The 24,131-nt window shown below is 63.1% G+C and carries 28 protein-coding genes, 2 tRNA genes and 1 pseudogene; 12 read left to right on the forward strand and 19 right to left on the reverse strand.

Annotation, left to right across the window (positions count from 1 at the left end; all coding sequences use genetic code 11):
* Window positions 1-51 precede the first annotated feature (51 nt).
* The 3 genes from LB520_RS17865 to purM are packed head-to-tail and all read right to left on the reverse strand — an operon-like array spanning window position 52 to window position 2,359.
* On the reverse strand, window positions 52-567 hold the full coding sequence (locus LB520_RS17865) for a SixA phosphatase family protein (protein ID WP_224544013.1): 516 nt from the start codon (window positions 565-567) through the stop codon (window positions 52-54).
* 8 nt (window positions 568-575) lie between these two features.
* Window positions 576-1,283, reverse strand: coding sequence for a phosphoribosylglycinamide formyltransferase (gene purN / locus LB520_RS17870; RefSeq protein ID WP_224524876.1), 708 nt, complete (start codon window positions 1,281-1,283; stop codon window positions 576-578).
* On the reverse strand, window positions 1,280-2,359 hold the full coding sequence (gene purM, locus LB520_RS17875; protein ID WP_224524875.1) for a phosphoribosylformylglycinamidine cyclo-ligase: 1,080 nt from the start codon (window positions 2,357-2,359) through the stop codon (window positions 1,280-1,282). The genes purN and purM overlap by 4 nt, the downstream gene beginning before the upstream one ends.
* A gap of 381 nt (window positions 2,360-2,740) precedes the next feature.
* Between purM and LB520_RS17880 the strand changes: the two genes are divergently transcribed.
* The 5 genes from LB520_RS17880 (at window position 2,741) to LB520_RS17900 (ending at window position 6,477) form a co-directional block, all read left to right on the forward strand.
* A complete protein-coding gene (locus LB520_RS17880; RefSeq protein WP_140846090.1) occupies window positions 2,741-3,358 on the forward strand; it encodes a CDP-alcohol phosphatidyltransferase family protein in 618 nt (205 codons plus the stop codon).
* Window positions 3,270-4,517 carry an AI-2E family transporter gene (locus LB520_RS17885; protein ID WP_411966478.1) on the forward strand — a complete coding sequence of 416 codons (1,248 nt, stop codon included), beginning with the start codon at window positions 3,270-3,272 and terminating at the stop codon, window positions 4,515-4,517. The genes LB520_RS17880 and LB520_RS17885 overlap by 89 nt, the downstream gene beginning before the upstream one ends.
* A 1-nt stretch (window position 4,518) precedes the next feature.
* A complete protein-coding gene (gene hdaA, locus LB520_RS17890) occupies window positions 4,519-5,223 on the forward strand; it encodes a DnaA regulatory inactivator HdaA (protein WP_224605739.1) in 705 nt (234 codons plus the stop codon).
* Between the two features lie 616 nt (window positions 5,224-5,839).
* Window positions 5,840-6,097, forward strand: a complete 258-nt coding sequence (locus LB520_RS17895; RefSeq protein WP_140846092.1) for a type II toxin-antitoxin system Phd/YefM family antitoxin — start codon at window positions 5,840-5,842, stop codon at window positions 6,095-6,097.
* On the forward strand, window positions 6,094-6,477 hold the full coding sequence (locus tag LB520_RS17900) for a type II toxin-antitoxin system VapC family toxin (RefSeq protein ID WP_140846093.1): 384 nt from the start codon (window positions 6,094-6,096) through the stop codon (window positions 6,475-6,477). The genes LB520_RS17895 and LB520_RS17900 overlap by 4 nt, the downstream gene beginning before the upstream one ends.
* A 16-nt stretch (window positions 6,478-6,493) precedes the next feature.
* Here the strand turns inward: LB520_RS17900 and LB520_RS17905 are convergent, their stop codons facing one another.
* The 5 genes and pseudogenes from LB520_RS17905 to LB520_RS29395 all read right to left on the reverse strand — a co-directional run.
* Window positions 6,494-7,216 carry a hypothetical protein gene (locus tag LB520_RS17905; protein ID WP_141245331.1) on the reverse strand — a complete coding sequence of 241 codons (723 nt, stop codon included), beginning with the start codon at window positions 7,214-7,216 and terminating at the stop codon, window positions 6,494-6,496.
* Between the two features lie 65 nt (window positions 7,217-7,281).
* Window positions 7,282-7,358, reverse strand: a tRNA-Pro gene (locus LB520_RS17910).
* A gap of 74 nt (window positions 7,359-7,432) precedes the next feature.
* Window positions 7,433-8,608 (reverse strand): flavin-containing monooxygenase, encoded by a 1,176-nt coding sequence (locus LB520_RS17915; RefSeq protein ID WP_224627782.1) that lies wholly within the window; start codon window positions 8,606-8,608, stop codon window positions 7,433-7,435.
* 135 nt (window positions 8,609-8,743) lie between these two features.
* Window positions 8,744-9,178, reverse strand: coding sequence for a nuclear transport factor 2 family protein (locus LB520_RS29390; RefSeq protein WP_176477007.1), 435 nt, complete (start codon window positions 9,176-9,178; stop codon window positions 8,744-8,746).
* Window positions 9,152-9,712, reverse strand: a pseudogene (locus LB520_RS29395) (NADPH-dependent FMN reductase); the annotation flags it as partial. The gene LB520_RS29390 and the pseudogene LB520_RS29395, both read right to left, overlap by 27 nt.
* Window positions 9,713-9,960: 248 nt before the next feature.
* On the opposite strand from LB520_RS29395, the gene LB520_RS17930 reads away from it, so the two are divergent.
* A complete protein-coding gene (locus tag LB520_RS17930) occupies window positions 9,961-10,266 on the forward strand; it encodes an ETC complex I subunit (protein ID WP_095767098.1) in 306 nt (101 codons plus the stop codon).
* A 55-nt stretch (window positions 10,267-10,321) separates the two neighbouring features.
* Window positions 10,322-10,398: transfer RNA gene (locus LB520_RS17935), tRNA-Arg, on the forward strand.
* 24 nt (window positions 10,399-10,422) lie between these two features.
* On the opposite strand, the gene LB520_RS17940 is transcribed toward LB520_RS17935, so the two are convergent.
* On the reverse strand, window positions 10,423-10,611 hold the full coding sequence (locus LB520_RS17940; protein WP_095816414.1) for a hypothetical protein: 189 nt from the start codon (window positions 10,609-10,611) through the stop codon (window positions 10,423-10,425).
* Between the two features lie 93 nt (window positions 10,612-10,704).
* Window positions 10,705-11,631 carry a hypothetical protein gene (locus LB520_RS17945; RefSeq protein WP_224524869.1) on the reverse strand — a complete coding sequence of 309 codons (927 nt, stop codon included), beginning with the start codon at window positions 11,629-11,631 and terminating at the stop codon, window positions 10,705-10,707.
* A gap of 141 nt (window positions 11,632-11,772) precedes the next feature.
* Here LB520_RS17945 and LB520_RS17950 point away from each other — a divergent pair, with 141 nt between their 5' ends.
* A complete protein-coding gene (locus LB520_RS17950; RefSeq protein WP_224524866.1) occupies window positions 11,773-12,615 on the forward strand; it encodes an FkbM family methyltransferase in 843 nt (280 codons plus the stop codon).
* Between the two features lie 15 nt (window positions 12,616-12,630).
* Here LB520_RS17950 and LB520_RS17955 read toward each other — a convergent pair whose 3' ends face one another.
* Window positions 12,631-13,416, reverse strand: a complete 786-nt coding sequence (locus LB520_RS17955; RefSeq protein ID WP_224638344.1) for a hypothetical protein — start codon at window positions 13,414-13,416, stop codon at window positions 12,631-12,633.
* Between the two features lie 169 nt (window positions 13,417-13,585).
* Between LB520_RS17955 and LB520_RS29300 the strand changes: the two genes are divergently transcribed.
* A complete protein-coding gene (locus tag LB520_RS29300; RefSeq protein WP_318011872.1) occupies window positions 13,586-14,167 on the forward strand; it encodes a CatB-related O-acetyltransferase in 582 nt (193 codons plus the stop codon).
* Window positions 14,168-14,187: 20 nt separating this feature from the next.
* The gene (locus tag LB520_RS17965) at window positions 14,188-15,147 is read left to right on the forward strand and encodes a glycosyltransferase family 8 protein (protein ID WP_224524858.1); all 960 of its coding nucleotides are present in this window, start codon (window positions 14,188-14,190) and stop codon (window positions 15,145-15,147) included.
* Between the two features lie 105 nt (window positions 15,148-15,252).
* On the opposite strand, the gene LB520_RS17970 is transcribed toward LB520_RS17965, so the two are convergent.
* The 3 genes from LB520_RS17970 to LB520_RS17980 all read right to left on the reverse strand — a co-directional run bounded on the left by LB520_RS17970 (window position 15,253) and on the right by LB520_RS17980 (window position 16,270).
* Window positions 15,253-15,495, reverse strand: a complete 243-nt coding sequence (locus LB520_RS17970) for a DUF982 domain-containing protein (protein ID WP_224638345.1) — start codon at window positions 15,493-15,495, stop codon at window positions 15,253-15,255.
* A 227-nt stretch (window positions 15,496-15,722) separates the two neighbouring features.
* Window positions 15,723-15,968, reverse strand: a complete 246-nt coding sequence (locus tag LB520_RS17975; protein WP_095767103.1) for a DUF982 domain-containing protein — start codon at window positions 15,966-15,968, stop codon at window positions 15,723-15,725.
* A gap of 107 nt (window positions 15,969-16,075) precedes the next feature.
* Window positions 16,076-16,270 carry a hypothetical protein gene (locus LB520_RS17980; protein ID WP_095767104.1) on the reverse strand — a complete coding sequence of 65 codons (195 nt, stop codon included), beginning with the start codon at window positions 16,268-16,270 and terminating at the stop codon, window positions 16,076-16,078.
* Between the two features lie 430 nt (window positions 16,271-16,700).
* Between LB520_RS17980 and LB520_RS17985 the strand changes: the two genes are divergently transcribed.
* Window positions 16,701-17,060, forward strand: coding sequence for an ArsR/SmtB family transcription factor (locus tag LB520_RS17985; protein ID WP_095767198.1), 360 nt, complete (start codon window positions 16,701-16,703; stop codon window positions 17,058-17,060).
* 416 nt (window positions 17,061-17,476) lie between these two features.
* On the opposite strand, the gene LB520_RS17990 is transcribed toward LB520_RS17985, so the two are convergent.
* The 5 genes from LB520_RS17990 to LB520_RS18010 all read right to left on the reverse strand — a co-directional run bounded on the left by LB520_RS17990 (window position 17,477) and on the right by LB520_RS18010 (window position 22,452).
* Window positions 17,477-18,283, reverse strand: a complete 807-nt coding sequence (locus LB520_RS17990; protein ID WP_224638346.1) for an ABC transporter permease — start codon at window positions 18,281-18,283, stop codon at window positions 17,477-17,479.
* A 5-nt stretch (window positions 18,284-18,288) separates the two neighbouring features.
* Window positions 18,289-19,122: an ABC transporter permease gene (locus LB520_RS17995; RefSeq protein ID WP_224638347.1), complete on the reverse strand. Its 834-nt coding sequence runs from the start codon at window positions 19,120-19,122 to the stop codon at window positions 18,289-18,291.
* A 22-nt stretch (window positions 19,123-19,144) separates the two neighbouring features.
* A complete protein-coding gene (locus LB520_RS18000) occupies window positions 19,145-20,260 on the reverse strand; it encodes an ABC transporter substrate-binding protein (RefSeq protein ID WP_224524851.1) in 1,116 nt (371 codons plus the stop codon).
* Between the two features lie 71 nt (window positions 20,261-20,331).
* Window positions 20,332-21,426 carry an ABC transporter ATP-binding protein gene (locus LB520_RS18005; RefSeq protein WP_224638348.1) on the reverse strand — a complete coding sequence of 365 codons (1,095 nt, stop codon included), beginning with the start codon at window positions 21,424-21,426 and terminating at the stop codon, window positions 20,332-20,334.
* Between the two features lie 129 nt (window positions 21,427-21,555).
* Window positions 21,556-22,452, reverse strand: coding sequence for a LysR substrate-binding domain-containing protein (locus tag LB520_RS18010; RefSeq protein WP_095767109.1), 897 nt, complete (start codon window positions 22,450-22,452; stop codon window positions 21,556-21,558).
* Between the two features lie 82 nt (window positions 22,453-22,534).
* Here LB520_RS18010 and LB520_RS18015 point away from each other — a divergent pair, with 82 nt between their 5' ends.
* Entirely contained in the window at window positions 22,535-24,127 is a 1,593-nt protein-coding gene (locus LB520_RS18015; RefSeq protein ID WP_224638349.1) for an amidohydrolase, read from the forward strand.
* Window positions 24,128-24,131: the final 4 nt, after the last annotated feature.

A 24,131-nucleotide genomic window follows, 5' to 3' on the forward strand; every position in this document is an offset into this window, starting at 1 on the left:
GAAGGCGGCGGGCTTGCCCGCCGCCTTGCTTATGGGCCGCCAGGCTTCGGGCTACGTCAAATCCTTCGGCCGAACAAAATGCGTCAGTCGGGCGCCACGGAAGTCGAGATCGGCCCAATCCTTGTCCAGCGTGAACCGGACAAGAGCTGCCGTCGGAAACTTCGCTTCGATCTTCTTGAAAACGCTCTCATCCGTTCCGGGGCCGGCCAGCCGCAACACATAGTGCTGCAGGCCGGGATTGTGGCCGATCACTATCAGGCTCGCTGCCTTGGCCTGCCGCACGCGCGCCAGGATCGCACCGGCAGCCGCCTCGTAGAGTTCGTCGGCGAATTGCGCCGGCACGTTCTTCGGGAGTTCGGCCGCAACCAGCCGCCAGGTATCGCGCGTGCGCAGCGCCGGCGACACCAGCGCCAGATCCGGCAGCCAACCGCGCTGGGCAAGCTCCCGCCCCATCAGCGGCGCCGTCTTTAAGCCGCGCGCGGCTAGCGGCCGGTCGAAATCCTCAAGCTTGGGATCGTCCCGACTCGACTTGGCGTGGCGGAGGATAAGAAGTTGTCTCAGGGGCATTGCAGCCTCTACGGCGTGATCCGCGCCAGCTGCTCGAGGTCGGTCTCCTCGCGCAGCGGGTCGGGCGCCATCACCACCGAGGTGGCGTTGTCGGCGTCGTCGGCGAAATGGGCAAGCACGGTGTGGCCCTTTTCCATGCGCGCCTTGCCTTCGGCGACCAGACCCAGCGCCAGCGGATAGAGCCGGTGCTCCACCTTCAGCACGCGCGCGGCAAGCGTGTCCTCATTGTCGCCGACCATCACCGGCACGGCGGCCTGCGCGATGATCGGGCCGTCATCCATCTCGGGCGTGACGAAATGCACCGAGCAGCCATGGATGCGAACACCGGCGCGGATGGCCCGCGCATGCGTGTCCAGACCCTTGAAGGCCGGCAGCAGGGCAGGGTGGATGTTGACCATGCGCCCCTGCCATTTCTCGACCAAGCCGCGGCCGAGGATCCGCATATAGCCGGCCAGGGCAACGATGTCGGCGCCGAAGCCGACAAGCGCGGCGTCGAGCGCAGCGTCATAGGCATCCTTGGTCGGATGGTCGGCGCGCTGGATGACCTTGGTGGCGATGCCGCGCGACTGGGCGATGCCGAGGCCGGCCGCGTTGGGGCGGTCGGAAATGACGCCGACGATTTCCGCCGGATAGATTGGATCGGCGGCGGCCGCGATCAGCGCCGTCATGTTGGAGCCGCGTCCCGAGATCAGGACGACCGTGCGTTTCCTGCTCATAGGCCGATCGAGCCCCGATAGATGACGCCGGCGTCGCGGCGCGGCACGATGCGGCCGATCGGCGTCACCGTCTCGCCGGCTTCCTGCAGCACCGCCGCGACCTGCGCCGCCTGGCCGGAGGCGACCGCGAGGATCATGCCGATGCCGCAATTGAAGGTGCGCATCATCTCTTCCGGCGCGACGCCGCCGGTCTTGGCCAGCCACGAGAACACCGGCGGCACGTCGATCGCTTCGAGGTCGAGCTCGGCGGAAAAATCTTTGGGCAAAACGCGCGGAATGTTTTCCGGGAAACCGCCGCCGGTGATATGGGCCAGCGCCTTGATGCCATGCGTGTTGCGGATCGCTTTCAGGATCGACTTCACATAGATGCGCGTTGGCTCGAGCAGCGCCTCGGCGAGGCTGAGCTCCTCGTTGAATGACGCCGCATCGCTCCAGCTAAGGCCGCTCGCGGCGACGATCCGGCGCACCAGCGAAAAGCCGTTGGAGTGCAGGCCGGACGAGGCAAGGCCGAGCAGCACGTCGCCTTCGACAATGTCGTCGGTCGGCAGCAGCTGGCCGCGCTCGGCGGCGCCCACGGCGAAGCCCGCAAGGTCGTAATCCTTGTCGTGATACATGCCCGGCATCTCGGCGGTCTCGCCGCCGATCAGCGCGCAGCCGGCCTGCCGGCAACCTTGCGCGATGCCGCCGACGATTGAAGCGCCCTGGTCCGGGTCGAGCTTGCCGGTGGCGAAATAATCGAGGAAGAACAGCGGCTCGGCGCCCTGCACGACGATGTCGTTGACGCACATGGCGACGAGATCGATGCCGATCGTGTCGTGCTTGCCGGCATCGATGGCGATCTTGAGCTTGGTGCCCACACCGTCATTGGCCGCGACCAGCACCGGATCGGTGAAGCCGGCGGCCTTCAGGTCGAACAGTCCGCCGAAGCCGCCGATCTCGCCATCGGCGCCCGGCCGGCGCGTGGCGCGCACCAGCGGCTTGATCTTCTCGACCATCAGATTGCCGGCATCGATGTCGACGCCAGCCTCGGCGTAGGTGAGCCCGTTTTTGCGCTCGGCCTTGTCGCCCTTGCTCATCGTCGGCTCGTCCTCGTTTCCATTGCCGGCTCTTCGCATGAATGGTTTCGGGGAGCAAGGATGGCCGTCGTTTCCGCCGACAAAAGCGTGGAAAGTGAGCACCGACATAGGCGATTGGCGAAGGCCGAGATGGCCAATCTCCCCCCTTTGCGGGGGAGATGTCCGGCAGGACACGGGGTGTGAAGGAATACCAGCGTCGATAATGGTTCTGACGACACGGCGAAAGAAGAACTCCGATATGCCGAGGGACAGCACCCCTCTGCCTTGCCAGGCATCTCCCCTGCAAGAGGGGAGATCGGCAGCTTCAGCGCCGCTCCTCTCTTGCCCAATTTACTTATCTCCATCATCTATTCTCCAATAAAAATCGCGACGGGACATCACGTGACCCTTCCCAACATGATCACGATCATGCGGCTGCTGCTCGTGCCCGCAGTGGTGCTCGCCATGCTGCAGGCGCATTGGGACTGGGCCTTTGCCGGATTCCTCGTTGCCGGCATCTCCGACGGCGTCGATGGCTTTATCGCGCGTCGCTGGAACCAGTCGTCCAGCCTCGGCGCCTATCTCGATCCGATCGCGGACAAGCTTCTGCTGGTCTCGGTCTTCGTCGTCATGGGTTTTGCCGGCGAACTGCCGCTTTGGCTGGTGGTGACCGTGGTCTCGCGCGACGGGCTCATCGTCTGCGCCGTGCTCTTGTCCAGCGTGATGAGCCATCCCGTCGAGGTCAAGCCGCTCTTCGTGTCGAAGGCCAACACCGCCGCGCAGATCGTGCTGGCGGCGCTTGTGCTGGGCGAACTTGCCTTTTCCGTGCACCTGGACCCGTTGCGGACCGCGCTCATATTGCTGACCGGGGTCTTGACCGTGGCTTCGGCCGCAGCCTATCTCGTGGCCTGGCTAAGGCATATGAGCGGCTATGGCGAAGGCTCCCGAACGAGCAACTCCCAAACCGGCGACATCAAGTCGGGCATCGGCAAATCGGGCGGCTCCAACACGGGCGCCTGACGGCGAAGCCGCGGTGATTGAGGCCGACGACAGCTCGGGCGGGCTTCGCCGCCAGGTCTTCTTCTGGCTGGCGACGGCGGTCCTGCTGGCGCTGTTCCTCTACATTTTCTCGGGCATCCTCCTGCCTTTCGTCGCCGGCATGGTGCTCGCCTATTTCCTCGACCCGGTCGCCGACTGGCTGCAGCGGCTCGGCCTCTCGCGCCTGATGGCGACCGTGGTGATCCTGATTGCCTTCATCGTCGTGGTGGTGCTGGCCTTGGTTATCCTGGTGCCGGTGCTGGCCACCCAGATGGCCGATTTCGCCCGCAAGCTGCCGGAATATCTCACCCGCCTGCAATCGCTGATCACCAGTTTCGACCCGAAGTGGCTGGAGCAGCGTTTCGGCGTCAACGCCGCCGGTCTGCGCGACGGGCTGAATTCGCTGCTCACCTCCGGCTTCAGCCTGCTCACCACCGTCTTCACCTCGATCTGGAGCTCCGGCGTGGCGCTGGTCTCGGTGGTGAGCCTGTTCGTCGTCACCCCGGTCGTCGCCTTCTACATGCTGCTCGACTGGGACCGCATGGTGGCCGAGGTCGACGGCTGGGTGCCGCGCGATCATGTCGAGACGGTGCGCGCGCTTGCCCGCGACATCAACACCGCCACCGCCGGCTTCGTACGCGGGCAGGGCACGCTTTGCCTGGTGCTCGGCGCCATGTATGCCACGGGCCTGACGCTGACCGGCCTGAACTTCGCCATCCTCATCGGCTTCTTCGCCGGGCTGATCTCCTTCATCCCCTATGTCGGCTCTTTGACCGGGCTGGTGCTCGCCGTCGGCGTCGCCTTCGTCCAGTTCTGGCCGGACTGGACCATGGTGGTCGCCGTGGCCTGCGTGTTCTTCGTCGGCCAGTTCATCGAGGGCAACATCCTGCAGCCGCGGCTGGTCGGAAAGAGCGTCGGCCTGCATCCGGTGTGGCTGATGTTCGCGCTGTTTGCCTTCGGCGCGCTGTTCGGCTTCGTCGGCCTTTTGATTGCCGTGCCGGCCTCGGCGGCGATTGCCGTGCTGGTGCGCTTCGCCATCGCCCGTTATCTGGAATCGCCGCTTTACAAGGGCAACGGCACACAGCCCGCGCCGCAATTGCCGGCCGACCGCGGCGGCGGCCATCGCTCGACGCGGGGCTGAAATGACGGCTCAGCCAGCCGACCCGCCGCGCCAGCTGCCGCTCGATCTCGGCCACGGCACCGGCTATTCGCGCGACGAGCTCGTCGTCTCGGGCACCAATGCGCAAGCGGCATCGCTGATCGACCGCTGGCCGGACTGGCCGTCGCCGGTGGTCGTGCTGGCCGGGCCGCCCGGCTCGGGCAAGACGCACCTCGCCCGGATCTGGCAGGATCGGACGCATGCCGTCGCCATCGATCCCGGCCGGATCGGCGAGCACATTGCCGGGCTCGGCAGCAGGCCGGCGCTCATCGACGACATCGACAAGGCGGCGGTCGACGAGCAGGGCCTGTTCCACCTGATCAACGCCGTGCGCGGCGCGGGCTCGACGCTGCTTTTGACGGCGCGGCGTTTCCCCTCCGCCTGGCGCGTCGCGCTGCCCGATCTCATCTCGCGGCTGAAGGCGGCGTCGACGGTCGAGATCCACGAGCCCGACGACCTTTTGCTTGCCGGCGTCATCACCAAGCTCTTCGCCGACCGCCAGGTCGAGGTCGAGCCGCATGTGGTGCAATATCTGGTGCGTCGCATCGAGCGGTCGCTCGCGACCGCCATGCGCGTCGTCGAGCGCCTCGACCGCGCCGCACTCGAACGCAAGACGCCGATCACCCGCGCCTTGGCCGCCGAGACCGTGAGCGCCATGGACGAAGGGCAGGGCGAGTTCGATATTTAGCCACCGATAGCGCCCGGCGGTTACGCCCATAGCCCGGCCAGATGCTGGGCCAGAAGATACACGCCTGTGCGCCGCGATGTAACAGGCGGCGACAAGGACGAAAAACATCAGGCTGGCGGACCGCGACCGCGCGACGCCACCCGGTCTCTTGCTCGGCCGGTTGTTCCAAACCCAGAGCGCAGCGCACAGAATTGCCCAGACCACCATGACCGGAACGGCAAAGCCGTAATAGGCTAAATAGGCCGGGCCGATCAGCGACAGCACCGCCTCGACAACAGGCATGGGAAATCCCCTTTTGTTCAAAGCTTAGACCGGCGACAAAGTTGGAAGCGAGGGATTATTCAAGCCACAGCCGGTGTGTTCCGTGATCAACCGGTAGGAGCCAGCGGCCTAGCCGTCCCATTTCGGAACAGCCTTTCCGGCATCGCTCTTGCAAGGCAGACAATGCCGGTTGATCCCGGTCCCGGTCGCGTTCCTGATCGGGTTGTAGGCTCGCCGGGCTCGAGGTGTTGGGGTTCTCGCCCGGCGGGTTTACCGTTCCTCCGAACTGCGGCCTTGAGCTAGACTATCAAATGGTCTATTTAATGGACCAAATCATGGTCCATATAGGGTTGTCATGCAGATATCCGTGACAGACGCCAAGGGGCAACTGACCGAACTGGTGAGGCGCGCCGAGGCTGGAGATGAGATTATCCTGACCCGCCACGGTCACGCGGCCGTGCGTCTCGTCCCGGTACGGTCCGCGCCGGACCGGAAGCACCGCCGGAGCCTGCTGCAGGCCGTCCGGGCCTCCGGCGCCGCGAAAGCCAGTGCCGGCCCGCCTGCGGCGCGCAGCCAGGATTTCCTCTATGGCGATGACGGCCTGCCGGAATGATCGCGGTCGATACCTCGGCCTTGATCGCCATCGTCCTCGACGAGCCGGCGGCGGACGCCTGTATCGCTACGCTTGAAACGGAAGACGAACTTCTGATATCGGCCGGAACCGTAGCCGAGCTCCTGATTGTTGCCGCACGACGCGGCGTGGCCGAGGAAGTGCAATCCCTGCTCGACGGGCTCGGCTTCGAGATTGCGCCAGTCACGGAAGGCGCGGCTCGGCGTGTTGCCGAGGCTTACGCACGATGGGGCAAAGGCATCCACCCCGCGGCGCTCAACTTCGGCGACTGCTTCGCTTATGAGGTGGCGAAGGACCGCGCTTGCCGGCTGCTCTATGTCGGCGAGGATTTCTCCAAGACGGATGTCGAAGGCGCGATTTGAGCGATCCGGAAATGGGCTAGGTCGGCTTTCCCTTGAGCCTGTCCCGTAGCCGGCGCAGTTGCCGCCGCCACCATGGCTTCGGCTTGCGCGGGACTAGGACCATCTTGCCGTCGATGACGGCGTCGTCCACCCAGTCATGCACCCGCATGCGCCAGCTGGTTGAGACGCGGGCAAGCAGGGAGAGCGGATCGCCGCCGCTGATCCGCACCAGTTCCGGATCCTTCAGCAAAAGGCAGAAATCGAAATCCTGGGCGATGAGCGCGCGCAGGAACACGATCTGGCGCCGCATGCGGTGGAAGTCGCTTCCCTGTCCGTTGACCATGCTGCGGGCGCCGATCCACTGATGAAGACGGGCGCCCCTTAGCGTTTCGGCGGGCGGGCGGAAGGAAACCTGTTGGCGCCCGTCTTCGATGCGGCTTGTCGGTGTCAGTGGATACCAGAAATCGAGTGGCGCGGGGATCGGCACCCTGACGCTGGCTTCGGCAAGCGCGGCTTCGCTTGCGCCACGCCTGAGGCAGATCGCACTCTGCGCCGCAAATCCCAGTTCAGCAAGCGCATCGAGCAGCAAGCTTCCGCCACCGATGGTGAAAGCCGCGTTGATGCGGTCGCTTATGAGGGGAGACCACAAGTCGCGCGGCACCCATGTCAGCCGCCGCCTGGCGCCATCCACGACGACGATGATGTCTGTGTTGGCGTCCCAATTGTCCCTGTCGAGGATCGCCACGACCACGGCTGCCAAATGAGAGCCCCCTCTGGCCAGATGCCGGGGCGGGACCGGCTTGGTTCTTTCCGGGAAGGAAATGATGGTCGGAGTGGCGTGATTCGAACACGCGACCCCCTGATCCCAAATCAGGTGCGCTACCAGGCTGCGCTACACTCCGACGTCTCGCGGCGTATAGGGGGCGCACGCCCGGAAGGCAACACAAAAACGGAGGTCAAAAAGCGACCGTTCGGCTCAGCGTTGCTGGCCGGCGATCTTCTTGGCGATCGCAGCGCCCTGGATCCTTGCATTGGCAAAGCAGCCGCGAATGCTCGGCCGCATGCCGGTGAACCAGAGTCCGGGCAGCTTCGGGTCGTTCGCGGCGCCGTTGAACAACGGCACGCCCTTGGCGTCGAGCACGCCGAGCCGGCCCAGCATCGTCTCCAGCCCCGTGCGGTAGCCGGTGGCGGCAATGACGATGTCGGGCGCGATCGTCTGGCCATTGTCCAGCACGACGCCGTCGCGCCTGAATTCGCGCAATTGCGGCACCACGATGATGCGTCCGGCCTTGATGGCATCGACCGCGCCGTCGTCGGCGGCGATCGCCGTATAGTCGGAGCCGAGCCGGCTTGCGCCGCCCGCCGGGGCGGGGGGCAGGCCGTGTTTGGTAAGGTCGCCGAACACCAGGCGCTGCGTTGCCGCCATCACCGCGTCCGCGAGCCTTGTCGGTAGGCTCGCCATGAGCGGCGATATGCGGTGCACGGCGATCTTGCCGATACGCTTGGGCAGCAGCGAAGGTCCGTTGCGCGCCGAAAGCCACATCTGGCCCGTCTCGACGCGGGAAAGATGATTGAGCGCGTCGAAGCCGGAATTGCCGGCGCCGATCACCAGCACCGTCTTGCCGGCATAATCGCTCGCCCTGCCGAAATCGGCCGAGTGGATGATCGATCCCGAAAAATCCTCCATGCCTTTCCAGGCCGGGATGAAGGGTTGCCGGTCGCGCCCGGTGGCGATCACCACATAGCGCGCCGCCTTCAAGCCCGCGCTTGTCCGCAGCAGCCAGCGGTCGCCACGAAATTCGATCTCATCGACCTTGACGCCGAAGGCTATCGGCAGCCGGTGCCTCTCGGCGAAATCGTTGAGATGGCCGATGACGGCGCTGCGGTGCGGGAAGGCCGGCGTTCCTGCCGGAAAGGATACGCCCGGCAGCGAGGAAAGGTCGCGATGCGTGTTGAGGTGCAGGTTGTCGTGGCGGCGATGCCAGGGCTCGGCCAGCCGTTGCTCGCGTTCCAGGACCTGCACCGTCACATCGGCCTTGGCCAGCGCATAAGCGGCGGCAAGCCCGGCGGCGCCCGCGCCGATGACCATCGCGCCTTCCAGTATCGCTGGTTCGCCGACCCCCGACGGCAAGACTTTCGCTTCCGCGTCCATTGGTGTCTTTATCGTCGCCATCATGCCTTCAACTGGCACGGCCATGTATCTGACATATGCCGCTCACGTGCCAAAAGGAATAGGCGGATGTTGCGAGACGTCCGGCATTGTGTCGCGGATTTTTACAAGCGCCGGCTAATGAGCCGGGTCGGCGTGGCGATGCACCAGCTTGAACGCGCCATCCTCCAGCCGGAACACTTCCGTCACCCGCAGGGTCATCTCGGTCGCCTCGCCGTTCTTGCCGATGCGCGCCTTGGCGTGCTGCAAGCCGCTCCAGAAGGCCAAATCGCCGCTTGCCGAAGCCTGCAGCACCTCAAGGTCGGTGTTGCCGCCCTTGTGGAAGCTTGCAGCGTCGCGTTCGTAGCGGCCGGCGACCGCTTCGGCGCCTTCGAGATGGTCGCCGCGCGGCGAGAAAAACGTCGCCGGTCCGGCGTGGGTGACGATCGCCTTCAGCGAGGTGGCATCGCCATTGACATAGTCCTCGGCGATCTTCTCGCGCTGCTTCATGAAGGCATCGAAGGACGAGCCGCCGGGGTGCACCCTCCTGATCCAGCTTTCCAGGCCGGCCATGAAATTCTCGAGGAAGGCGGCGGTGTCGGCATTGGTGACGGCGCCCTTATCGTCGAGCAGCTCCGCGACATTGCCGATATAGGCCTCCGGCTGCTGCATCACGGGCATGTCGAGGAAGACGAAGGTCTGCCGAAGCGCCTGGTTGGAGCCGAAGGCGCCGATCTTGCTCGGGCTGACGCTGACGACTCCGGCGGGCAGGTCCTTGAACACGCTCTTGCCCGGCGGACGCGAGCCGACATCGAGCGCGTTTTTCAGGCAGCCCGGGATCGAGCGGTTATATTCCGGGGTGACGAACAGCACCGCGTCGCATTCGCGTATCGCCGCACGAAAAGCCGACCACGCCGCAGGCGGGCTGTCGCCATCCAGATCTTCGTTGTAAAGCGGCAGGTCGCCGATCTCGATGAAGCGGCAGCGCACCGAATCCGGCGCGCGGGCGGCGAGCGCCTTGGCGATCTTGCGGCTGAAGGACTGGGCGCGCAGGCTGCCGACAAGGACAGCAAGCTGCAGGACGGCGTGTTCGGTTGCATTGGTCATGGCGAAACGTCCGGTTCTGATTTGCCTCACAGGGTAGGACCGGCTCGGGCCGGCCGCCCGACCTTTCGATAATGTCGCCAGCCCAGTGAGGTTCCCTACGTCATGGCGGGCCCCTGGCCGCTTGCGGCCTTGCCGCCGCGGCCATTGCACAGTAATGACGGATTGGCGCGAGATTTCAGGCATCCTGCAGGGTCTCGGATATTGCGCCGAACAAAGGTGCCCGGTCTTCGGGCGGCAAAGAGGTGGTCATGTCCGCGCGTATTTTCAGTCCAGCCAAAACCGCGATGCAGTCCGGCAAGGCCAAGACAGGACATTGGGTGTTGGAATTCGACCCCGCCCAGCGCAAGAAGATCGATCCGCTGATGGGCTACACCACCTCGGGCGACATGCTGAGCCAGGTGAAGCTCACCTTCGAGACGAAGGAAGAGGCTGTGGCTTATGCCGAGAAGCAAAAGATCGCCTATCGCGTGGAAGAGCCGAAGGAAGCCAAGCGCCGGCAGATTTCCTATTCGGACAATTTCCGCTATGACCGCAGGACGCCCTGGACGCACTGACTCCCGGTCTTGCGTCGCCTGGCGTAACCCGCCTCAGCCGGCCCGGCCGGCCGACGGTCCCGTAGCTCAGCTGGATAGAGCACCGGCCTTCTAAGCCGATGGTCGCAGGTTCGAATCCTGCCGGGATCGCCATTTTTGGCGCCGTTTTGCGCGGACTTACTTCCGCATCAGCTTAGGAGAGGGCTCGGTCAGCCATTGCTTGCCGTCTTTCTCACTGGCCCACGGATTGCCGAAGGCCTTGGTGGGCAACGGTTCCTCGTCAAACTCGAGCCGCACCTTCACAGCCCGCCGCTCGCGCCGATGCTCGGCTTGCTTGAATGCCTTGTCGCTGTCGGCTGTGGTCATGCCGACGATCGGGGTATTTCTGCGGGACCGACTCATGGACGTGTCGCTTGGCTTGCGTTTTCGGGCGGACAAGCCCGAAGATCTGGTCAGCGCTTAAAAGTCTTCGGCTACCCTGCCGCTCGCGCCACCAAGATATGTGTTCCAGACGTAGTCGCGGATCAGCTTTCGATGCTCGGTTGTTCTGCGGTGATAACTGGGACGGTCAGGGTAGGATACGCCGGCAACATGGAAGAATGCTTCCTCGATGATCTCATGGTGTCCGACCGCGCCCGCCATCGTCATCGGATTTTCCCGAGCGATGGCTACCGCGACGTCACTTGTCCTGTCCAAATGCGAGTAAAGGACGTTCCAGTTTGCGCCGCCAGTATCAAGCCCCATCTTCAAGCGGGGTTCGAAATTCAGTTTTCGTCCCGCCGTGGCGGAGAAGCGATAGAAGCAGAAGCCTGCCCATAGATTCCAGTGTCGATCGGTCGGCCTCGGCTCGTGGATATGATTTCGACCTGGAAGGAACAGCTTGCCGTAGACAGCCTTGCCTTCCATCTTGGCCGGAATGTCAAACGGCATTACCGGAAAACAGTCATGATCAATGAAGCCGAATAACTCAGGCTCCAAGTGCCGTATGATGTTATGATAAGTCCAGCTTATCGCGGTTCCGTGCGATCTGGACAGATGTTTTTCCACCCGCATCGGAAGCGCCAAATAAGGAACGCCTCTCAGTTTGCAGATGCTTTCTATTGCCTGTCTCGACGCCTGATCGGTCGAATTGTCGACAACGGCCAGGGTCATTCTCGGCGGGTGCATTTCCCATGCCTTGGCCAGCGCATCTATGACCCAGGGTGTATTGAACGCCACCGTAAAACAGACACGCGATGCACCAGTGGCTTTCAGGCGGTCTGCAAAACTGCGTCCGGCAGCTCGGCCCCTGTGCTCGAAAGCCTTGTACACTAAGCCATTTCTGGCTTCCTTCGCCGCGATGACTGCCGGCGCTCTGGTTATGATATCGACAATCTTCAGGCCCATTTGGCGTGCATAACTTGACGCCAAGTGGAAGGGAAGTCCGTCCTTCAAATCCCTTCATGCCCCGGCCTTAGTGACGGCTTGAAGCACAGCCGCTTCGCTTGAACGCTTGCAAACGGGGAAATTGCAGCCATAAGCGGCTGCATGAAGATTTTCGTGCCAGTGGAAGAAGCGATCCGTCATCTGCGCGACAGTTTGTTCGCAAAACTCAGATCTTTCGACTGGTTTCAGACTATCAGCCTGCTGGCTCTCAAGGACGACGTCATTCTCGTTACGAAACAGTTTGACGATCACATTCTAACATTCTCGCCTCGAGAAACCATCGGCAAGGACCTGTTCCGGAAGGGGCACTACCAACGCGATTTGGCCAATCGGGTTCTTGACCTTGTCGGCGTTCCGAAGGGAAGGGTGTTGCTGGAACTCGGCGCGAATATAGGCACGCACACCGTTTATTTAATGCGCAGCGGCAAGTTCGATCGAGCAGTCTCGGTGGAGCCGGATCCACGTAACCTCAAGCTACTGAAGCACAATTTATCGCTCAATGAGCTTTCGAGCCTGGTGACTGTCTTTGAATGCGCCGCTGGCGACAGAGAGGGCTCTATCGATCTCTATTTCGGCGATGACAATTTTGGCGCGAGCAGCGTAGTTAAGCCAAATGGCCATTCACGATCGATTCGGGTGCAGCTTCGTCGCGTGGACGGCATCCTGGCTGATGCCGAGGTCAACCTTGAGGATGTTGGCCTGGTATGGATGGATATCGAAGGCGCCGAGCCCGAAGCGCTGAAATCCATGGCTGAACTGGTGCGGCTTCGAGTGCCCATTCTCATGGAATACGGCCCTTGGCGGTATGGACCGGCAAAAACTGAGGAAATGGCCGAATATCTCTCCAGCCACTACAGGCGATGTATTGTCTTCGGTGGCAAAACCGAAAAGGAAATGAATATTCGCGATGTGTTCGATCAGCGAGACATTCTTCTTCTGCCCTGAGCTCTCATAGCCAACTTAGAGCGACCACCTGTCCCGCTGGCGCCACAGGTCCATGGGAGTTCGCCACAAGCGATACCAGCCGGCTCTTCTTATTTGCTCGGCAATTGGAGCGTCGCTGTACATCTTGAAGAACTGCAGCACGCGCGGACTGGCGAAAGCCTTTTTGCCGCGTGTGTTGTAGTCGCTGACCGGAAGACGGTGTCGGCTCAGAGCCAAGCCATTTCGAGAGAGCGCGACGCCGATGCAAAACTGCTCCGGTGCGTCTGTGTTGGTCAATTCGCGTACGGCCAACATCGCGGAATAGGCCTCCGTCAATGCACTGGCATTGGCTCTATGAATGCCAAGGATTCCGCTTTGCCACATCGGCTCGTGCCCAGTCAGGGTATAGTCTCCGATCTTGACGCCTTTGCCTGTGAGAACCGGGTAAAGCCGATGCTCGCCCTCACACTTGCGCATGAAAGAACGGGTCGGAGAAATCTGGCGAAACCCTCTGGATGGATCGACATAAGGGTAATGGTCGGAGTCCATGAAGATGAGGCGGTCCGCGTGCTTCAGAATCTCGATCAAGGACGCCCCCTTGATACCAAAATGATAGCGCCAGCCGAAAGACATCAGCTCTTTCTGGTCGGCGGTTATAGCGATCGTCCCTACGGGGTATTGACGAAAGAGTTCGGGTCTGTCGGTTGCGACGATTATTTTGGCGCTTGGGCAATTGTGCAAAAGCTTAAGCGCGCTGAGCAGTGCGCCAAAGTGATAAACCTCGTTATCGCCATACGCGATATAACCAAAAACGTCGTCCATTCGACCTGAAATGGGAGAAGTGTCTGAAGTCCTCCCACTACCACACGCGCTTGTGCAATCCACTCAAAAGTTCCTCGATGGATCGGTTCCTTGCACCTGTTCGCACGTTTCTTTGTTGATGGTTCGGCCGATCCGAGGCTATGTCGCGGGAGCGTTGGGGAGATATTGAATGTCGGCGCTTTCCAAATGGCTGAGGGATGTGCGCTCCAAATTGCCGGAGCACGTCACGATCGGCCGCCACACTTACGGCGTGACGTGGCGGAAGGTGCTTTTTCCCTCGAAGGATGCTCCGCTGGAGATCGGTGCCTTCTGCTCGGTCGCCGGCCAGGTGCTTTTCATGTGCTCTGGCCAGCATCCGACCGACAGGGCAACTTCGTTTCCGATCCATAGCCGATTGCTGAAGCAGCGCGAGCCGATCGCTAATGGCGGCAGACCGGGCGGCATCACCATCGGCAATGATGTCTGGATCGGCCACGGCGCCATTATTTTGCCGGGCGTCGAGATCGGCGATGGCGCTGTCGTCGGGGCAGGGGCTGTGGTCACGAAGAACGTGCCGCCTTACGCCATTGTCGGCGGGTCTCCGGCGGCGCTGATCCGGTATCGCTTCTCGCAGGACATCATCGCAAAGCTGCTCGCCATCCAATGGTGGCATTGGGACGACAAGAAGATAAAAGCCGAGGCGGACACGCTTACCGGCCCGATCGAGACTTTCACCGAAAAGCATTTTGTGTCAGTCACCACAACGAGGTGACGGTTAGCGGTTAGCGGAAAATGAAGTCGTGTTTCTTCCTGGCGACCGATGCCAACTACTTTCCGTATGCCTGCCTGGCGGCGCGCCGGATAATTGATGTCTCCACGCCCATCGACGGCTTTCTGCTCTACACCGGTGCAAGCGCAACGGACCTTGAAGTCGCCCGCCATCTGCTGAAAGCCAAGGTCGAGCTGGTCGATGTCACGGATTTCATGACGAATTTCGGCTTTCGCTTTGGAACATACAGCATTGCCGCTTACGTTCGGCTTTTCGCCGATCAGTTTCCGGTTTTCGAGCCGTACGATCGCATCGCATACACGGATTGCGATGTTCTCTTCAACAGAGATATCAATGACTTGGCCGGCCAGCGGCTGCACGCACCGCTGCTCGCCGCGCATGACGACTACATGTATTTCAGGCCTTCATACCGGCAAAAGCTCAAGCTGGCGCCCGGCGCGCCGTATTTCAATTCCGGTGTCGTCGTCTTCGACATGAACGCTGTCCGGGAGAGCGCCCTGCTGGAGCAGACGCGCAAGGCCGCCATTCATGGCCAGATGAATGATCAAAATGCCCTGAACGTCGTCTTCGAGGGCAAGTGGCAGACGATGCACCCCAACTGGAATTTGCAATCGCTCGGAACGAGAGATTTTCGTTTCTCGCAAGCCTGGGCCAGGCATTTCGCGGGCGGTAAGCCGTGGGGCAATCAGGTCGGCGTCGAACTCGAAGCTCTCAGGATATGGCGCGACCTGGCAAAGGACACGCCTTGGGGCAAGCCGTTCGAGCAGCGCATACCCTTCGAGCGCGGCGTGATGAAGCGCTTCTTCCGGCGCTTCGATGCTGTTGCCGGTCTTTTCGGCAAGGACGTGCAGCGCCGCCGGGCCAGATATGACGGCACGAAGATGCATCGGCTCTACGCCCGGCAGGCGGATGAAGGAGCAATGGCGGTCCAGTTTCCCGAAGTGCTTGGCGATTTCGCCTGATCAGGCGTCGCTTCGCCCTCATTGAAAACAAAGCCCGCCGCGGCAATGGGAAACCGTGACGGGCTTGGCGACGCCCCTGATGGGACGCCATTGGAAAATCGAGGGCTACGCCAGCAGGCCGGCGACCTTGGCCGCCTTGCGCAGTGTCTTGCGGGCTTCCACCGGGCTGCGCAGGCCATCGAGCGCATCGCGGCAGACACGGCTTGCCGAGCGCCAGGCGCCGCCGCGCGCCGACCCCGGCCAGCGCTGGTCGAGGCATTCCATCGCCTCGAAACAGCTTGATACCTTGCGCTGGCCGTTTGGCTGGAAATCGATCACGACTGGTTCGGAAAACCAGACATCGTTCATCACTTCCTCCGTTCTTGTGATTGTCTTTAGAGCAAGCAATCGGCGCCGGATGGGCGCCCGATGCAGGTTCGCGAGGCGATGCGGAACCCGCGCGTTAACCAACCATCGCGCATTAGGTTCCGAAGAATCTTAAGGTGGCGACAGGCCGCGTTCGGACCGGCTCATGGGCACCGGTTGGCGCGCGATCCGGGCCGCTAAATCGCGCGACCAAGGGCCTTTAAAACGCTCTATTCCACCAGCACATGCGCCTCGCGCGCGGCGACGATAAAGGCCTCCCTGGCGTTGTCCGCCGCGATGTCGCCGCGGATCGCCCGGCGGCAGGCGCGCAGCGCCGCGCCATGCAGCGCGCTGCCGGCATCGCGCCATTGGCCGGTCAGCAGTTCGACGGCTTGCTCCGCGTTGGATATATGCCGGATAGAGCCGGAAACGCCGACGGCGACTTCGACTGGCCTGGAAAACCATCCCTGGATCATCGCGAAAGCTCTCCCGAAATATGTCGGAACACGAAATTTTGCCGCGTGGTTCCGATCCGGAACGTCAACTTACCGTGAAGCCGTCTCACGAAGGCGGCGCACGCTGCTCATCTGCCAAGCGGCCGCCGCGAAAGCTCCATCAATTCCGCCTCGTCGGTGATGCCCGCCATGTAATTGGCGATGATGCGCGAAGCGCGCGCTTCCTTCTGTTCGGCGGTCTCGCCCTCGACATTGCCGTTCGCGTAGACACGGCCAAGCATGGCCGTCTCGTCAGGGGTGAATGTGTTGCGCACAGCGGTCATGGCTTCCTCCTAATAGCCCGGCCCCTCTCTGCCCCGGCTAACATATTAGCATGCTTCAAGATCGGGAGTGAGTCGCCGGTACATAGCCGCAGGCCTCTTTGGTCAGGCGCCTCGGCCGGCCTGCTTCCGCGGCTGCGGCTGACCGCTGTTTTGCCGGCCTCGTTATATTCTTGCCGAATGAGCGCTGCGCTGATACGCATTAGCAGCGCGGAATTTTTCCGAGTCTGCATTGACTTGCGTCGAGAAAAGCGCCGTGCGTTCTGTCCGAGACCAGCAACCCCGACGTGGTGGCAACCGGGTTACGAAGGGGTTCTGGTCGAAAAGAAGCAGGGCAGGTCCCGTCCAAATCGGGGCTGGCCCGTCAACGCTCTGGAACTCCGAAGCCATTGCCCCCATGGCCTTCGGAAGAGCATGAACCATGGGGAAATCGATGGTCACCAAGAAACTTACCGCCAACGCAGAAAGCGCGGCAGCCTTTCTTGCGGTGATGGGCAACGAGAAGCGTCTGCTCATCATGAACTACCTCGCTGAGGGCGAACTCTCGGTCGGCGTGCTCGCCGACAAGGTCGAACTCAGCCAGTCGGCGCTGTCGCAACACCTGGCCAAACTGCGCAGGTTTGGTCTTGTCGAAACCCGCCGCGATCGTCAGATGGTCTATTATTCCTGCAAGTCTTCGGCAGCGCGCGAGCTTCTGACACTGCTCGATGGCCTGCTGACGACGGACAAGCCGCTCGCCGGACCGGCAAGGCAGGCCTTGGTCGAAAGGATGCGGCGGCCGCAAGCCGCCTGAACAGACTGGCACGCACGGACGAGGCCGGGGGGCCTTCGTCCGGCGCGGCACTGCCATGGCGCAGACTGCGTGCAAGCGGCCGCATCATGACCCGCCCACGTTTCCTTGCTCCTGTCATGCCGCTCGCCCGGCGGTTCATCACGTTTGTTTGAGAGGCGACGCTTGGAAGTCCGATTTCCGCTGCAGGCAGCTGATAGTAAATGATTTTTGTGTATGAGCGGGGTCTGGCTCAGCCGAAGATTACAGATTTGTAAGTCGCCTGGTCGGGCGCTGTTGGCTAAATATCGAGTCGATCCACACCCCCGGATCATGACGGCGCCAAGCTTCCACTTCGGCTCCGTAAGAGGCTCGCCGCTCCGGCGGGCCTCTTTCGTTTCGGGTCGACGATGTGCCTTGCCGCCCGCCGACGCATCGCTCTAGCGTGCGCCGCGCTGCCTTGTGATGACGCTGCGCACGGCGAGCACCAGAACGGTGATAATGATCAGGATCACCGAGAGCGCGGCGATCGCCGGGTCGATGTTGTCGCGCAGGCCCATCCACATCAGGCGCGGCAGGGTGATGGCGTTGACCGAGGTGATGAACAGCGTCACGCCGATCTCCTCCCAGGAGAGCACGAAGGAGAGCAGCGCTGCAGTGACGATGCCGAACTTGATGTTGGGCATGATGACGCGCGTCGCGCGCTCCCACACGCTGGCCCCGAGCCCGCGCGCGGCAAGGTCGATGCGCCGGTCGAGCTGGCTGAGCGACACCAGGATGAGCACCGTGGCGAAAGGCACGGTCATCACCGAATGCGCCATGGCGACGCCCAGCCAGGTATCATACCCGAAGAAGGAGGTGATGCCGGAAACCGAGGTGAGCAGGAAATAGAGCGTCACCGCCGAGACCACCGGCGGCACCACCATCGGCAACAGCACGAAGCCGACAAGGGCGGCGGTGAAGCGCGGCTGAAACATCCACACGCCGAGGCTGAAGGTGAGGGCAAGCGCGGTTGAAAGGATGCTGCTGACGATGCCGATCCTGAGCGAAAGCAGGATCGAGTCAAACCAGCGCGGATCCTCGATCAGCGAGCGGTAGTGGCGCAGCGACAGTTCACCCGTCGGCATGGTCAGCATCCGGCTCGGCGTCAGCGACACCGGGATGACGGCAAGCAGCGGCATCAGCAGGAACAGGGCCACCAGCACGGCGAGGAGCAGCGAGACGGGGCCGGGGCGGTAGGTCGGCATCTCGGCTACACCAATTGCTTCGGTTTGACGTACCGGAACAGCAGCGCCATCAGCGCGCCGACGAACACCACCAGCACGACGCTGATCGCCGCGCCCAGCCCCCAGTCCGGGCTCTGGAAGATGCGCAGATAAATCAGCTCCGCGATCATGACGCTGCGGCCGCCGCCGAGGATTGCCGGCGTGACGAAGAAGCCCAGCGAGAAGACGAAGGTGATCAGCGCCGAGCCGATGATGCCGGAGCGCGTCATCGGCACGAACACCGTCCAGAAGGTGCGCATGCGGCTGGAGCCAAGGCCGCGCGCCGCAAGCAGCACGCGCTCGTCCAGGCTGCGCATGGCGGATGCCAGCGGGAACACCGCGAAAGGAATGAGAAAATGCGACATGCCGACGATGACGCCGAACTCGTTGCGCACCAAAGTCAGCGGCTCCGAGATAAAGCCGACCGATTGCAGCCAGGTGTTGATCAGGCCGCGGTTGGAGAGCAGCGCGACCCAGCCGAAGGCGCGCGTCAGCACCGAGATCCAGAAAGGCACCAGGATGCAGAACTCCGCCAGCACACGCTGCACCGGACTGCCGCGCACCCAGACCACGGTGATGGCATAGGCGGCGGTGACCGAGACCACGGTGACTATCGCCGCGATGCGCAGCGTGCGGATGAACACCGACTGCACCAGGTCGTCGGTGAGCAAGGCGTTGTACTGGCCGAGGCCTGGTGTTGGGAGGGTAAAACTCCACTTCACCACGCCGACGAAGGGCCAGGCATAGGCAAGGATCAAAAACAGGAGCAGCGGCGCCATCAACAGCGCCGCGCCCATCCTGTCGGAGAGAAGGCCTCTCATCGGTCAGAAAATCTCGGCCTGATCAGGCCGAGATGATCTTGGTGTATTCGTCGAGCGCGGCGCCGTAATTCTTGGCGTACCACTCCATGTCGAGCGGGATCTGCTTCTTCATGTTGTCCGGATCGACCGGGTTGATGCGCTTCTTGTCGGCCGGGATCAGCGCATCGGCCGCCGGATTGGCCGGGCCCTGTCCGAGCTTGTCGAACATCACCAGCTCCTTCTGCGGATCCTGGGTGCTGGCGATGAACTTCATCGCCGCGTCCTTGCCGCCGGGATTATTCTTCAGCACCGCCAGCGCGCCGGGCGAGATCAGGCCCTGGTCCCAGATGAACTTGATCTGGCCGCCGGAGTCCTGCTCGATCAACGAGGCGCGGGTCGACCATACGATCGCCATCGAAGCCTCGCCGTTGAGCAGCACGCTCTGGCTTTCGGCGCCGCCGCCCCAATAGGAGACGACGTTTTCCTTGAAGGCGGCGATCTTGTCATGCGCGCGCTTCAGATCGAGCGGATAGAGCGAGGCGGGTGCCACACCGTCGGCCAGCAGCGCCGCTTCCCAGCTCGACACGCCCCATTTGTAGAGCGAGCGCTTGCCGGGGAATTTCTTGACGTCGAAGAAGTCGGCCATGCCGGTCGGCGCGTTGGAGCCGAATTTCTGCGAGTCGTAGGCGATCACATAGGAGAAGAAATAGGTGGAAGCCGCATATTCCCAGCCGAAGCCCGGCCGCATCTTGCTCTTGTCGACGACCTTGTAGTCGATCGGCTCGAGCATGCCCTGGCCGCCGAGTGTGATGGCCGAGAACGGATCGACGTCGACCAGGTCCCAGGTCGGCGCGCCGCTCTTGTATTGCGCGGCGATAGCACCTTCGGTCGGGCCGGAGCCGTCCATCTTGACCGGGATGCCTGTTTCCTTGGTGAAGGCCTGGCCGTAAGCGGCATCGTAAGCCGTTATGGCGTCGCCGCCCCAGTTCACCAGCACCAGCCCTTTGGTCTCGGCTTGAGCGCCGGTCGAGCGCAAAAGCATCGGCGTGCCGGCGAGCACGAGGCCCGCAAGCTGCGCGAACTGCCGGCGCGAGATCTCGCCGCGCTTGGTCCGCTCGGCGAGGGATTCGATCGTCTGTTTCTTGGTTTCGTTCGTCATGTCAGTTCCCCTTGTTGTCGTTGATTTTGAACCGGAAGCCGGGCGGCGAATTAAGGCCGCGGCGGCGCTCTCTATTGTCCTCCGTCCGGAAGGAGGAAACCCTTTTCCGCCGGCCAGGTCAGCCAGACGGAATTGCCTTTGCTCAGCGCAGCGGCCGCGACCTCGTTCGGCACCGATACGGTGACCTTGGCGCCCTGGCGCGTGGTGAGGTCGAGCTTGGTCGCGGCACCGAGATAAGTCGAGGCGACAGCGGTCGCCGCGATGCCGTTTTGGTTGGCGAACGCCTCCGGCGCGATCGACATGTCTTCGGGGCGGATGGCGAGGATGGCGTCGCCTTTGATCGCCTCGGCCTTGCAGCGCATGTTGACCGCGCGGTCTTCGCAGAGCCCTGTCGCGCCATTGTCGGCGGGGCGCACGCCCTTCACCGGCAGCATGTTGATCTCGCCCAGGAACTCGGCGACGAAGCGGTTGGTCGGCCGGTTATAGACCTCGTCAGGCCTGCCGACCTGCAACAGCTTGCCGTGGTTGAAGATGGCGACGCGCGACGACAGCGCCAGCGCCTCGCTCTGGTCGTGCGTAACGAAGACGAAGGTGGTGCCGGTCTCCTGGTGCAGTCGCTTCATCTCGGCCTGCATCTGGCCGCGCAGGCTCTTGTCAAGCGCCGAGAACGGCTCGTCGAGCAAGAGCACGCCCGGCTCGAACACCAGCGCGCGGGCCAGCGCCACACGCTGCTGCTGGCCGCCGGAAAGCTGCGCCGGCAGCTTCTTCTCGTGACCCTTCAGTCCGACGCGTTCGATCATCTCGCCGACACGGCTTTTGATCTCTGCGGCGGATTTCTTGCGCACCTTGAGCGGGAAAGCGATGTTCTGTTCCACGCTCATATGCGGGAACAAAGCATAGCCTTGGAACACCATGCCGGCGGCGCGTTGCTCGGCCGGCCGGTTGGTGATGTCGACACCGTCGCTGAAAAGCTTGCCTTCGCTCGGCTGCACGAAGCCGGCGAGGATCATCAGGAAGGTGGTCTTGCCGGAGCCGGATGGTCCGAGCAGCGTGAGGAATTCGCCGCGGCCTATATCGAGCGACAGATTGTCGAGCGCCCGGAACGAGCCGAAGCTCTTGCCGATCCCGTTCGCTTTGATTTCTGCGGCCCGGCCGGGTTGCTGCATCCTGGCTCTTTCCTCAGTTCCCGGTGAAATCGTAGGCACGGCGCGCGTTCACCGCAACCGAATAGTTTTCGCCTGATCGGCAAATTTGATTCACGGGTGCCGAGGAACGGCGACCCGGAAGCGCCGATCTCAATACTTAGCCAGGCTGCTCTCCGACAGCTTAGCCCTCAGCCAGTCGCCGAAGGCATTGAGCACCGGGTGCCCCGCCTTGGCGTGCTCGAAGACGAGGAAATAGGATCGCGGCGAGGGGACGGTCGCCTCGAACGGCTTGACCAGCCGGCCTTCGCTCAGCGCCTGGCGGCCGGTCAGCTCGTCGCCGAGCGCAATCCCCTGGCCGGCGATCGCCGCCGAGAAGACGAGATTCATGTCGGAAAAGAAGATGCCGCCCTCGGTATCGGGATTTTCCACCTTGGACAGCGCCAGCCAGCGCGCCCAGTCCTCGGTGTCGGAAAGATGCAGGAGGTTGGCGCGCAGCACGTCGGCGGGTTTGGAAAAACCGCCGACCTTGTTGAGCAGTCTCGGGCTGCAAAGCGGCGTGAAGGAGACCTCGCACAGCAGTTCCACCGCCCGGTTCGGCCAGTTGCCGACGCCGAAGGCGATGAAGGCGTCGGCATCCGGATTGCTGACATCGTCGAGCCGCCGCGGCGTGAGCACCGAGAGCGTCACGTCCGGGTACATCTGCTGGAACTCGCCGATATGCGTGCACAAAAACATTGAGGCGAAGCCCGGCGGGCAGGAGATAGCGAAGGAGCCGCCGACGCCGGCGCCGCTGTTCTGAGTCCTCGCATCGCCAAGCACGGTCAGCGCCTTTCGGACGTCGGCCGCGTAGCGCTGGCCGCGCGGCGTCAGCGCCACGCCCTTGCCGATGCGCTGCAGGAGATCGAAGCCGAGGTCGCGCTCGAGCAGCCGCAACTGATGCGAGACGGCGCTGCGGGTGAGGTGGAGTTCGTCGGCGGCGCGCCAGACGCTGCCGTGACGGGCGAAGCTGTCGAGGGCGCGCAGCGCCTGCGTGGATGGTATTCGCAAGAGGCCTCAGGTGAACCGAATTTGCACGAACCGGGAAAACATATCACTTTTTGATGCGCGGCTTCACTGCTTTCTTTTAGGCATGGACAAACCGGTGACGACCTCGGCGCAAGAAACCGCTTTAGCCTGCATCGACAGCATCCAGCCGCTGCTCTCGGCCTGGACGCGCACCATCTTCGATTTCGGCGAGACCGCGTGGCGCGAGTACCAGTCGGCGGCCTGGTATGTGGATCGGCTGAAGCGCGAGGGCTTCTCGGTCGAGGAAGGCTCGGGCGGCATGCCCACGGCCTTCTGCGCCCATTGGACGAATGGCGACGGCCCCGTGATCGGCATGTATGGCGAATACGACGCCGTGCCCGGCAATTGCCAGGACGCAGCGACGGTGAAACGGCCGCGTGAAGGCTTCGGCGTCGAGGCGGGTGGCCATACCGATCCGCATTCGGGCCTTGGCATCGGCAGCCTCGGCGGGCTTTTGGCCACCAAGGCGGCGATGCTGGAACACGGCATCAAGGGCACGCTGCGCTTCACCGGCGAGCCGGCCGAGAAGGTGAGGGGGTCGAAGCCGATCCATGCGGCCAAAGGCTATTATGACGGCCTCGCCGGCATGATCTCCTTCCACCCCTTCTACATGCTGCCGCTCTGCAACACCGCGCGCTGGGATACGCATTGCGGCGCCGCCTATTCGATGATCTACCGCTTCGTCTGCGACGAGCCGGAAAATTGGGTTCGCGCCAGCGACGCAGCACCCATCCCGCAAGCGCATTCGGCGGTCCGGGCGCCCGGCGCCAACGACGCGCTGATGATGATGTACATGGCGTCCAAGGCGCTGCGCGATTCCATGCTCACGCATCAAGGCGGCTGGTCGATCAGCGAGGCGATCCTGACGGCAGGGCAGGCGACCGCCGACAACCTTCCGGCCGGCCTTGCCGAGATCCAGTACATGATCCGCGTGCCGACCATTGCCATGGCCGAGCAGGTGACTGCCGTTCTCGACCGCAACGCGCAAGCCGCGGCAAATATGAGCGGCTGCCGCCATGAGCGCCACTGGGTGTCGAAGTCGCGCCCGGGATTGGCCAATCACGCCATGGCCGGCATCACCTATCAGGCGCTTTCGACCGTGGGTGCGCCGCGCTGGAACGAAGAGGCGAGGGCGATCGCCCGCGAGGTCCAGGTCAATGCCGGCGGCGAGGCGACGGAGAACCCGTTCATCGACGAATTGGAGCGGCTGATTTCGCCGCAGGACGCCGAGGCGATCCTGCGCCGCGACCTGCCGCCATCGCAGGTGAACTCCACATCTGACGATTACACCGACATGAGCTGGCATGCGCCGACATCGCGCTTCTATGTCGCCCGTCCGGCGCTGCGCGCGGCCAAGGGCCATGCTTATCCGGCCTGGGTGATGAACGCGCTGGGCGGCATTCCGGCGACCATCGACCCGATGGTCACCTGCGCCGCGAAGACGGTTGCGCTCACCGCCCTGCGCTTGCTCGAGGACAAGACCGCGCGCGACGCCGCGATGGACGAATTCGTCAAGCGAACCGGCGGCGGCGTCGGCGGCTCGAACTGGATCGCGCCGCTCTGCGACTACGAACCGCCGATCAACTTCCGCTGGCCCGAATATGTCACCACGCCGCGCGGGCGCGACTGGTGGATCCCGGCCGCCTCCATCTCATGACACG

The organism is Mesorhizobium sp. CA12 (assembly GCF_020165255.1).
Classification (GTDB): domain Bacteria; phylum Pseudomonadota; class Alphaproteobacteria; order Rhizobiales; family Rhizobiaceae; genus Mesorhizobium.

Excerpts from the sequence above, each read along its gene's own strand:
- LB520_RS17865 (WP_224544013.1), bottom strand. The coding sequence starts at position 567 with ATGCCCCTGAGACAACTTCTTATCCTCCGCCACGCCAAGTCGAGTCGG.
- purN (WP_224524876.1), bottom strand. The coding sequence starts at position 1,283 with ATGAGCAGGAAACGCACGGTCGTCCTGATCTCGGGACGCGGCTCCAAC.
- purM (WP_224524875.1), bottom strand. The coding sequence starts at position 2,359 with ATGAGCAAGGGCGACAAGGCCGAGCGCAAAAACGGGCTCACCTACGCC.
- LB520_RS17885 (WP_411966478.1), top strand. The coding sequence starts at position 3,270 with ATGGCGAAGGCTCCCGAACGAGCAACTCCCAAACCGGCGACATCAAGT.
- hdaA (WP_224605739.1), top strand. The coding sequence starts at position 4,519 with ATGACGGCTCAGCCAGCCGACCCGCCGCGCCAGCTGCCGCTCGATCTC.
- LB520_RS17895 (WP_140846092.1), top strand. The coding sequence starts at position 5,840 with ATGCAGATATCCGTGACAGACGCCAAGGGGCAACTGACCGAACTGGTG.
- LB520_RS17900 (WP_140846093.1), top strand. The coding sequence starts at position 6,094 with ATGATCGCGGTCGATACCTCGGCCTTGATCGCCATCGTCCTCGACGAG.
- LB520_RS17915 (WP_224627782.1), bottom strand. The coding sequence starts at position 8,608 with ATGGACGCGGAAGCGAAAGTCTTGCCGTCGGGGGTCGGCGAACCAGCG.
- LB520_RS29390 (WP_176477007.1), bottom strand. The coding sequence starts at position 9,178 with ATGGCCGGCCTGGAAAGCTGGATCAGGAGGGTGCACCCCGGCGGCTCG.
- LB520_RS17930 (WP_095767098.1), top strand. The coding sequence starts at position 9,961 with ATGTCCGCGCGTATTTTCAGTCCAGCCAAAACCGCGATGCAGTCCGGC.
- LB520_RS17940 (WP_095816414.1), bottom strand. The coding sequence starts at position 10,611 with ATGACCACAGCCGACAGCGACAAGGCATTCAAGCAAGCCGAGCATCGG.
- LB520_RS17945 (WP_224524869.1), bottom strand. The coding sequence starts at position 11,631 with ATGGGCCTGAAGATTGTCGATATCATAACCAGAGCGCCGGCAGTCATC.
- LB520_RS17950 (WP_224524866.1), top strand. The coding sequence starts at position 11,773 with ATGAAGATTTTCGTGCCAGTGGAAGAAGCGATCCGTCATCTGCGCGAC.
- LB520_RS17955 (WP_224638344.1), bottom strand. The coding sequence starts at position 13,416 with ATGGACGACGTTTTTGGTTATATCGCGTATGGCGATAACGAGGTTTAT.
- LB520_RS29300 (WP_318011872.1), top strand. The coding sequence starts at position 13,586 with ATGTCGGCGCTTTCCAAATGGCTGAGGGATGTGCGCTCCAAATTGCCG.
- LB520_RS17965 (WP_224524858.1), top strand. The coding sequence starts at position 14,188 with ATGAAGTCGTGTTTCTTCCTGGCGACCGATGCCAACTACTTTCCGTAT.
- LB520_RS17970 (WP_224638345.1), bottom strand. The coding sequence starts at position 15,495 with ATGAACGATGTCTGGTTTTCCGAACCAGTCGTGATCGATTTCCAGCCA.
- LB520_RS17975 (WP_095767103.1), bottom strand. The coding sequence starts at position 15,968 with ATGATCCAGGGATGGTTTTCCAGGCCAGTCGAAGTCGCCGTCGGCGTT.
- LB520_RS17980 (WP_095767104.1), bottom strand. The coding sequence starts at position 16,270 with ATGACCGCTGTGCGCAACACATTCACCCCTGACGAGACGGCCATGCTT.
- LB520_RS17985 (WP_095767198.1), top strand. The coding sequence starts at position 16,701 with ATGGTCACCAAGAAACTTACCGCCAACGCAGAAAGCGCGGCAGCCTTT.
- LB520_RS17990 (WP_224638346.1), bottom strand. The coding sequence starts at position 18,283 with ATGCCGACCTACCGCCCCGGCCCCGTCTCGCTGCTCCTCGCCGTGCTG.
- LB520_RS17995 (WP_224638347.1), bottom strand. The coding sequence starts at position 19,122 with ATGAGAGGCCTTCTCTCCGACAGGATGGGCGCGGCGCTGTTGATGGCG.
- LB520_RS18000 (WP_224524851.1), bottom strand. The coding sequence starts at position 20,260 with ATGACGAACGAAACCAAGAAACAGACGATCGAATCCCTCGCCGAGCGG.
- LB520_RS18005 (WP_224638348.1), bottom strand. The coding sequence starts at position 21,426 with ATGCAGCAACCCGGCCGGGCCGCAGAAATCAAAGCGAACGGGATCGGC.
- LB520_RS18015 (WP_224638349.1), top strand. The coding sequence starts at position 22,535 with ATGGACAAACCGGTGACGACCTCGGCGCAAGAAACCGCTTTAGCCTGC.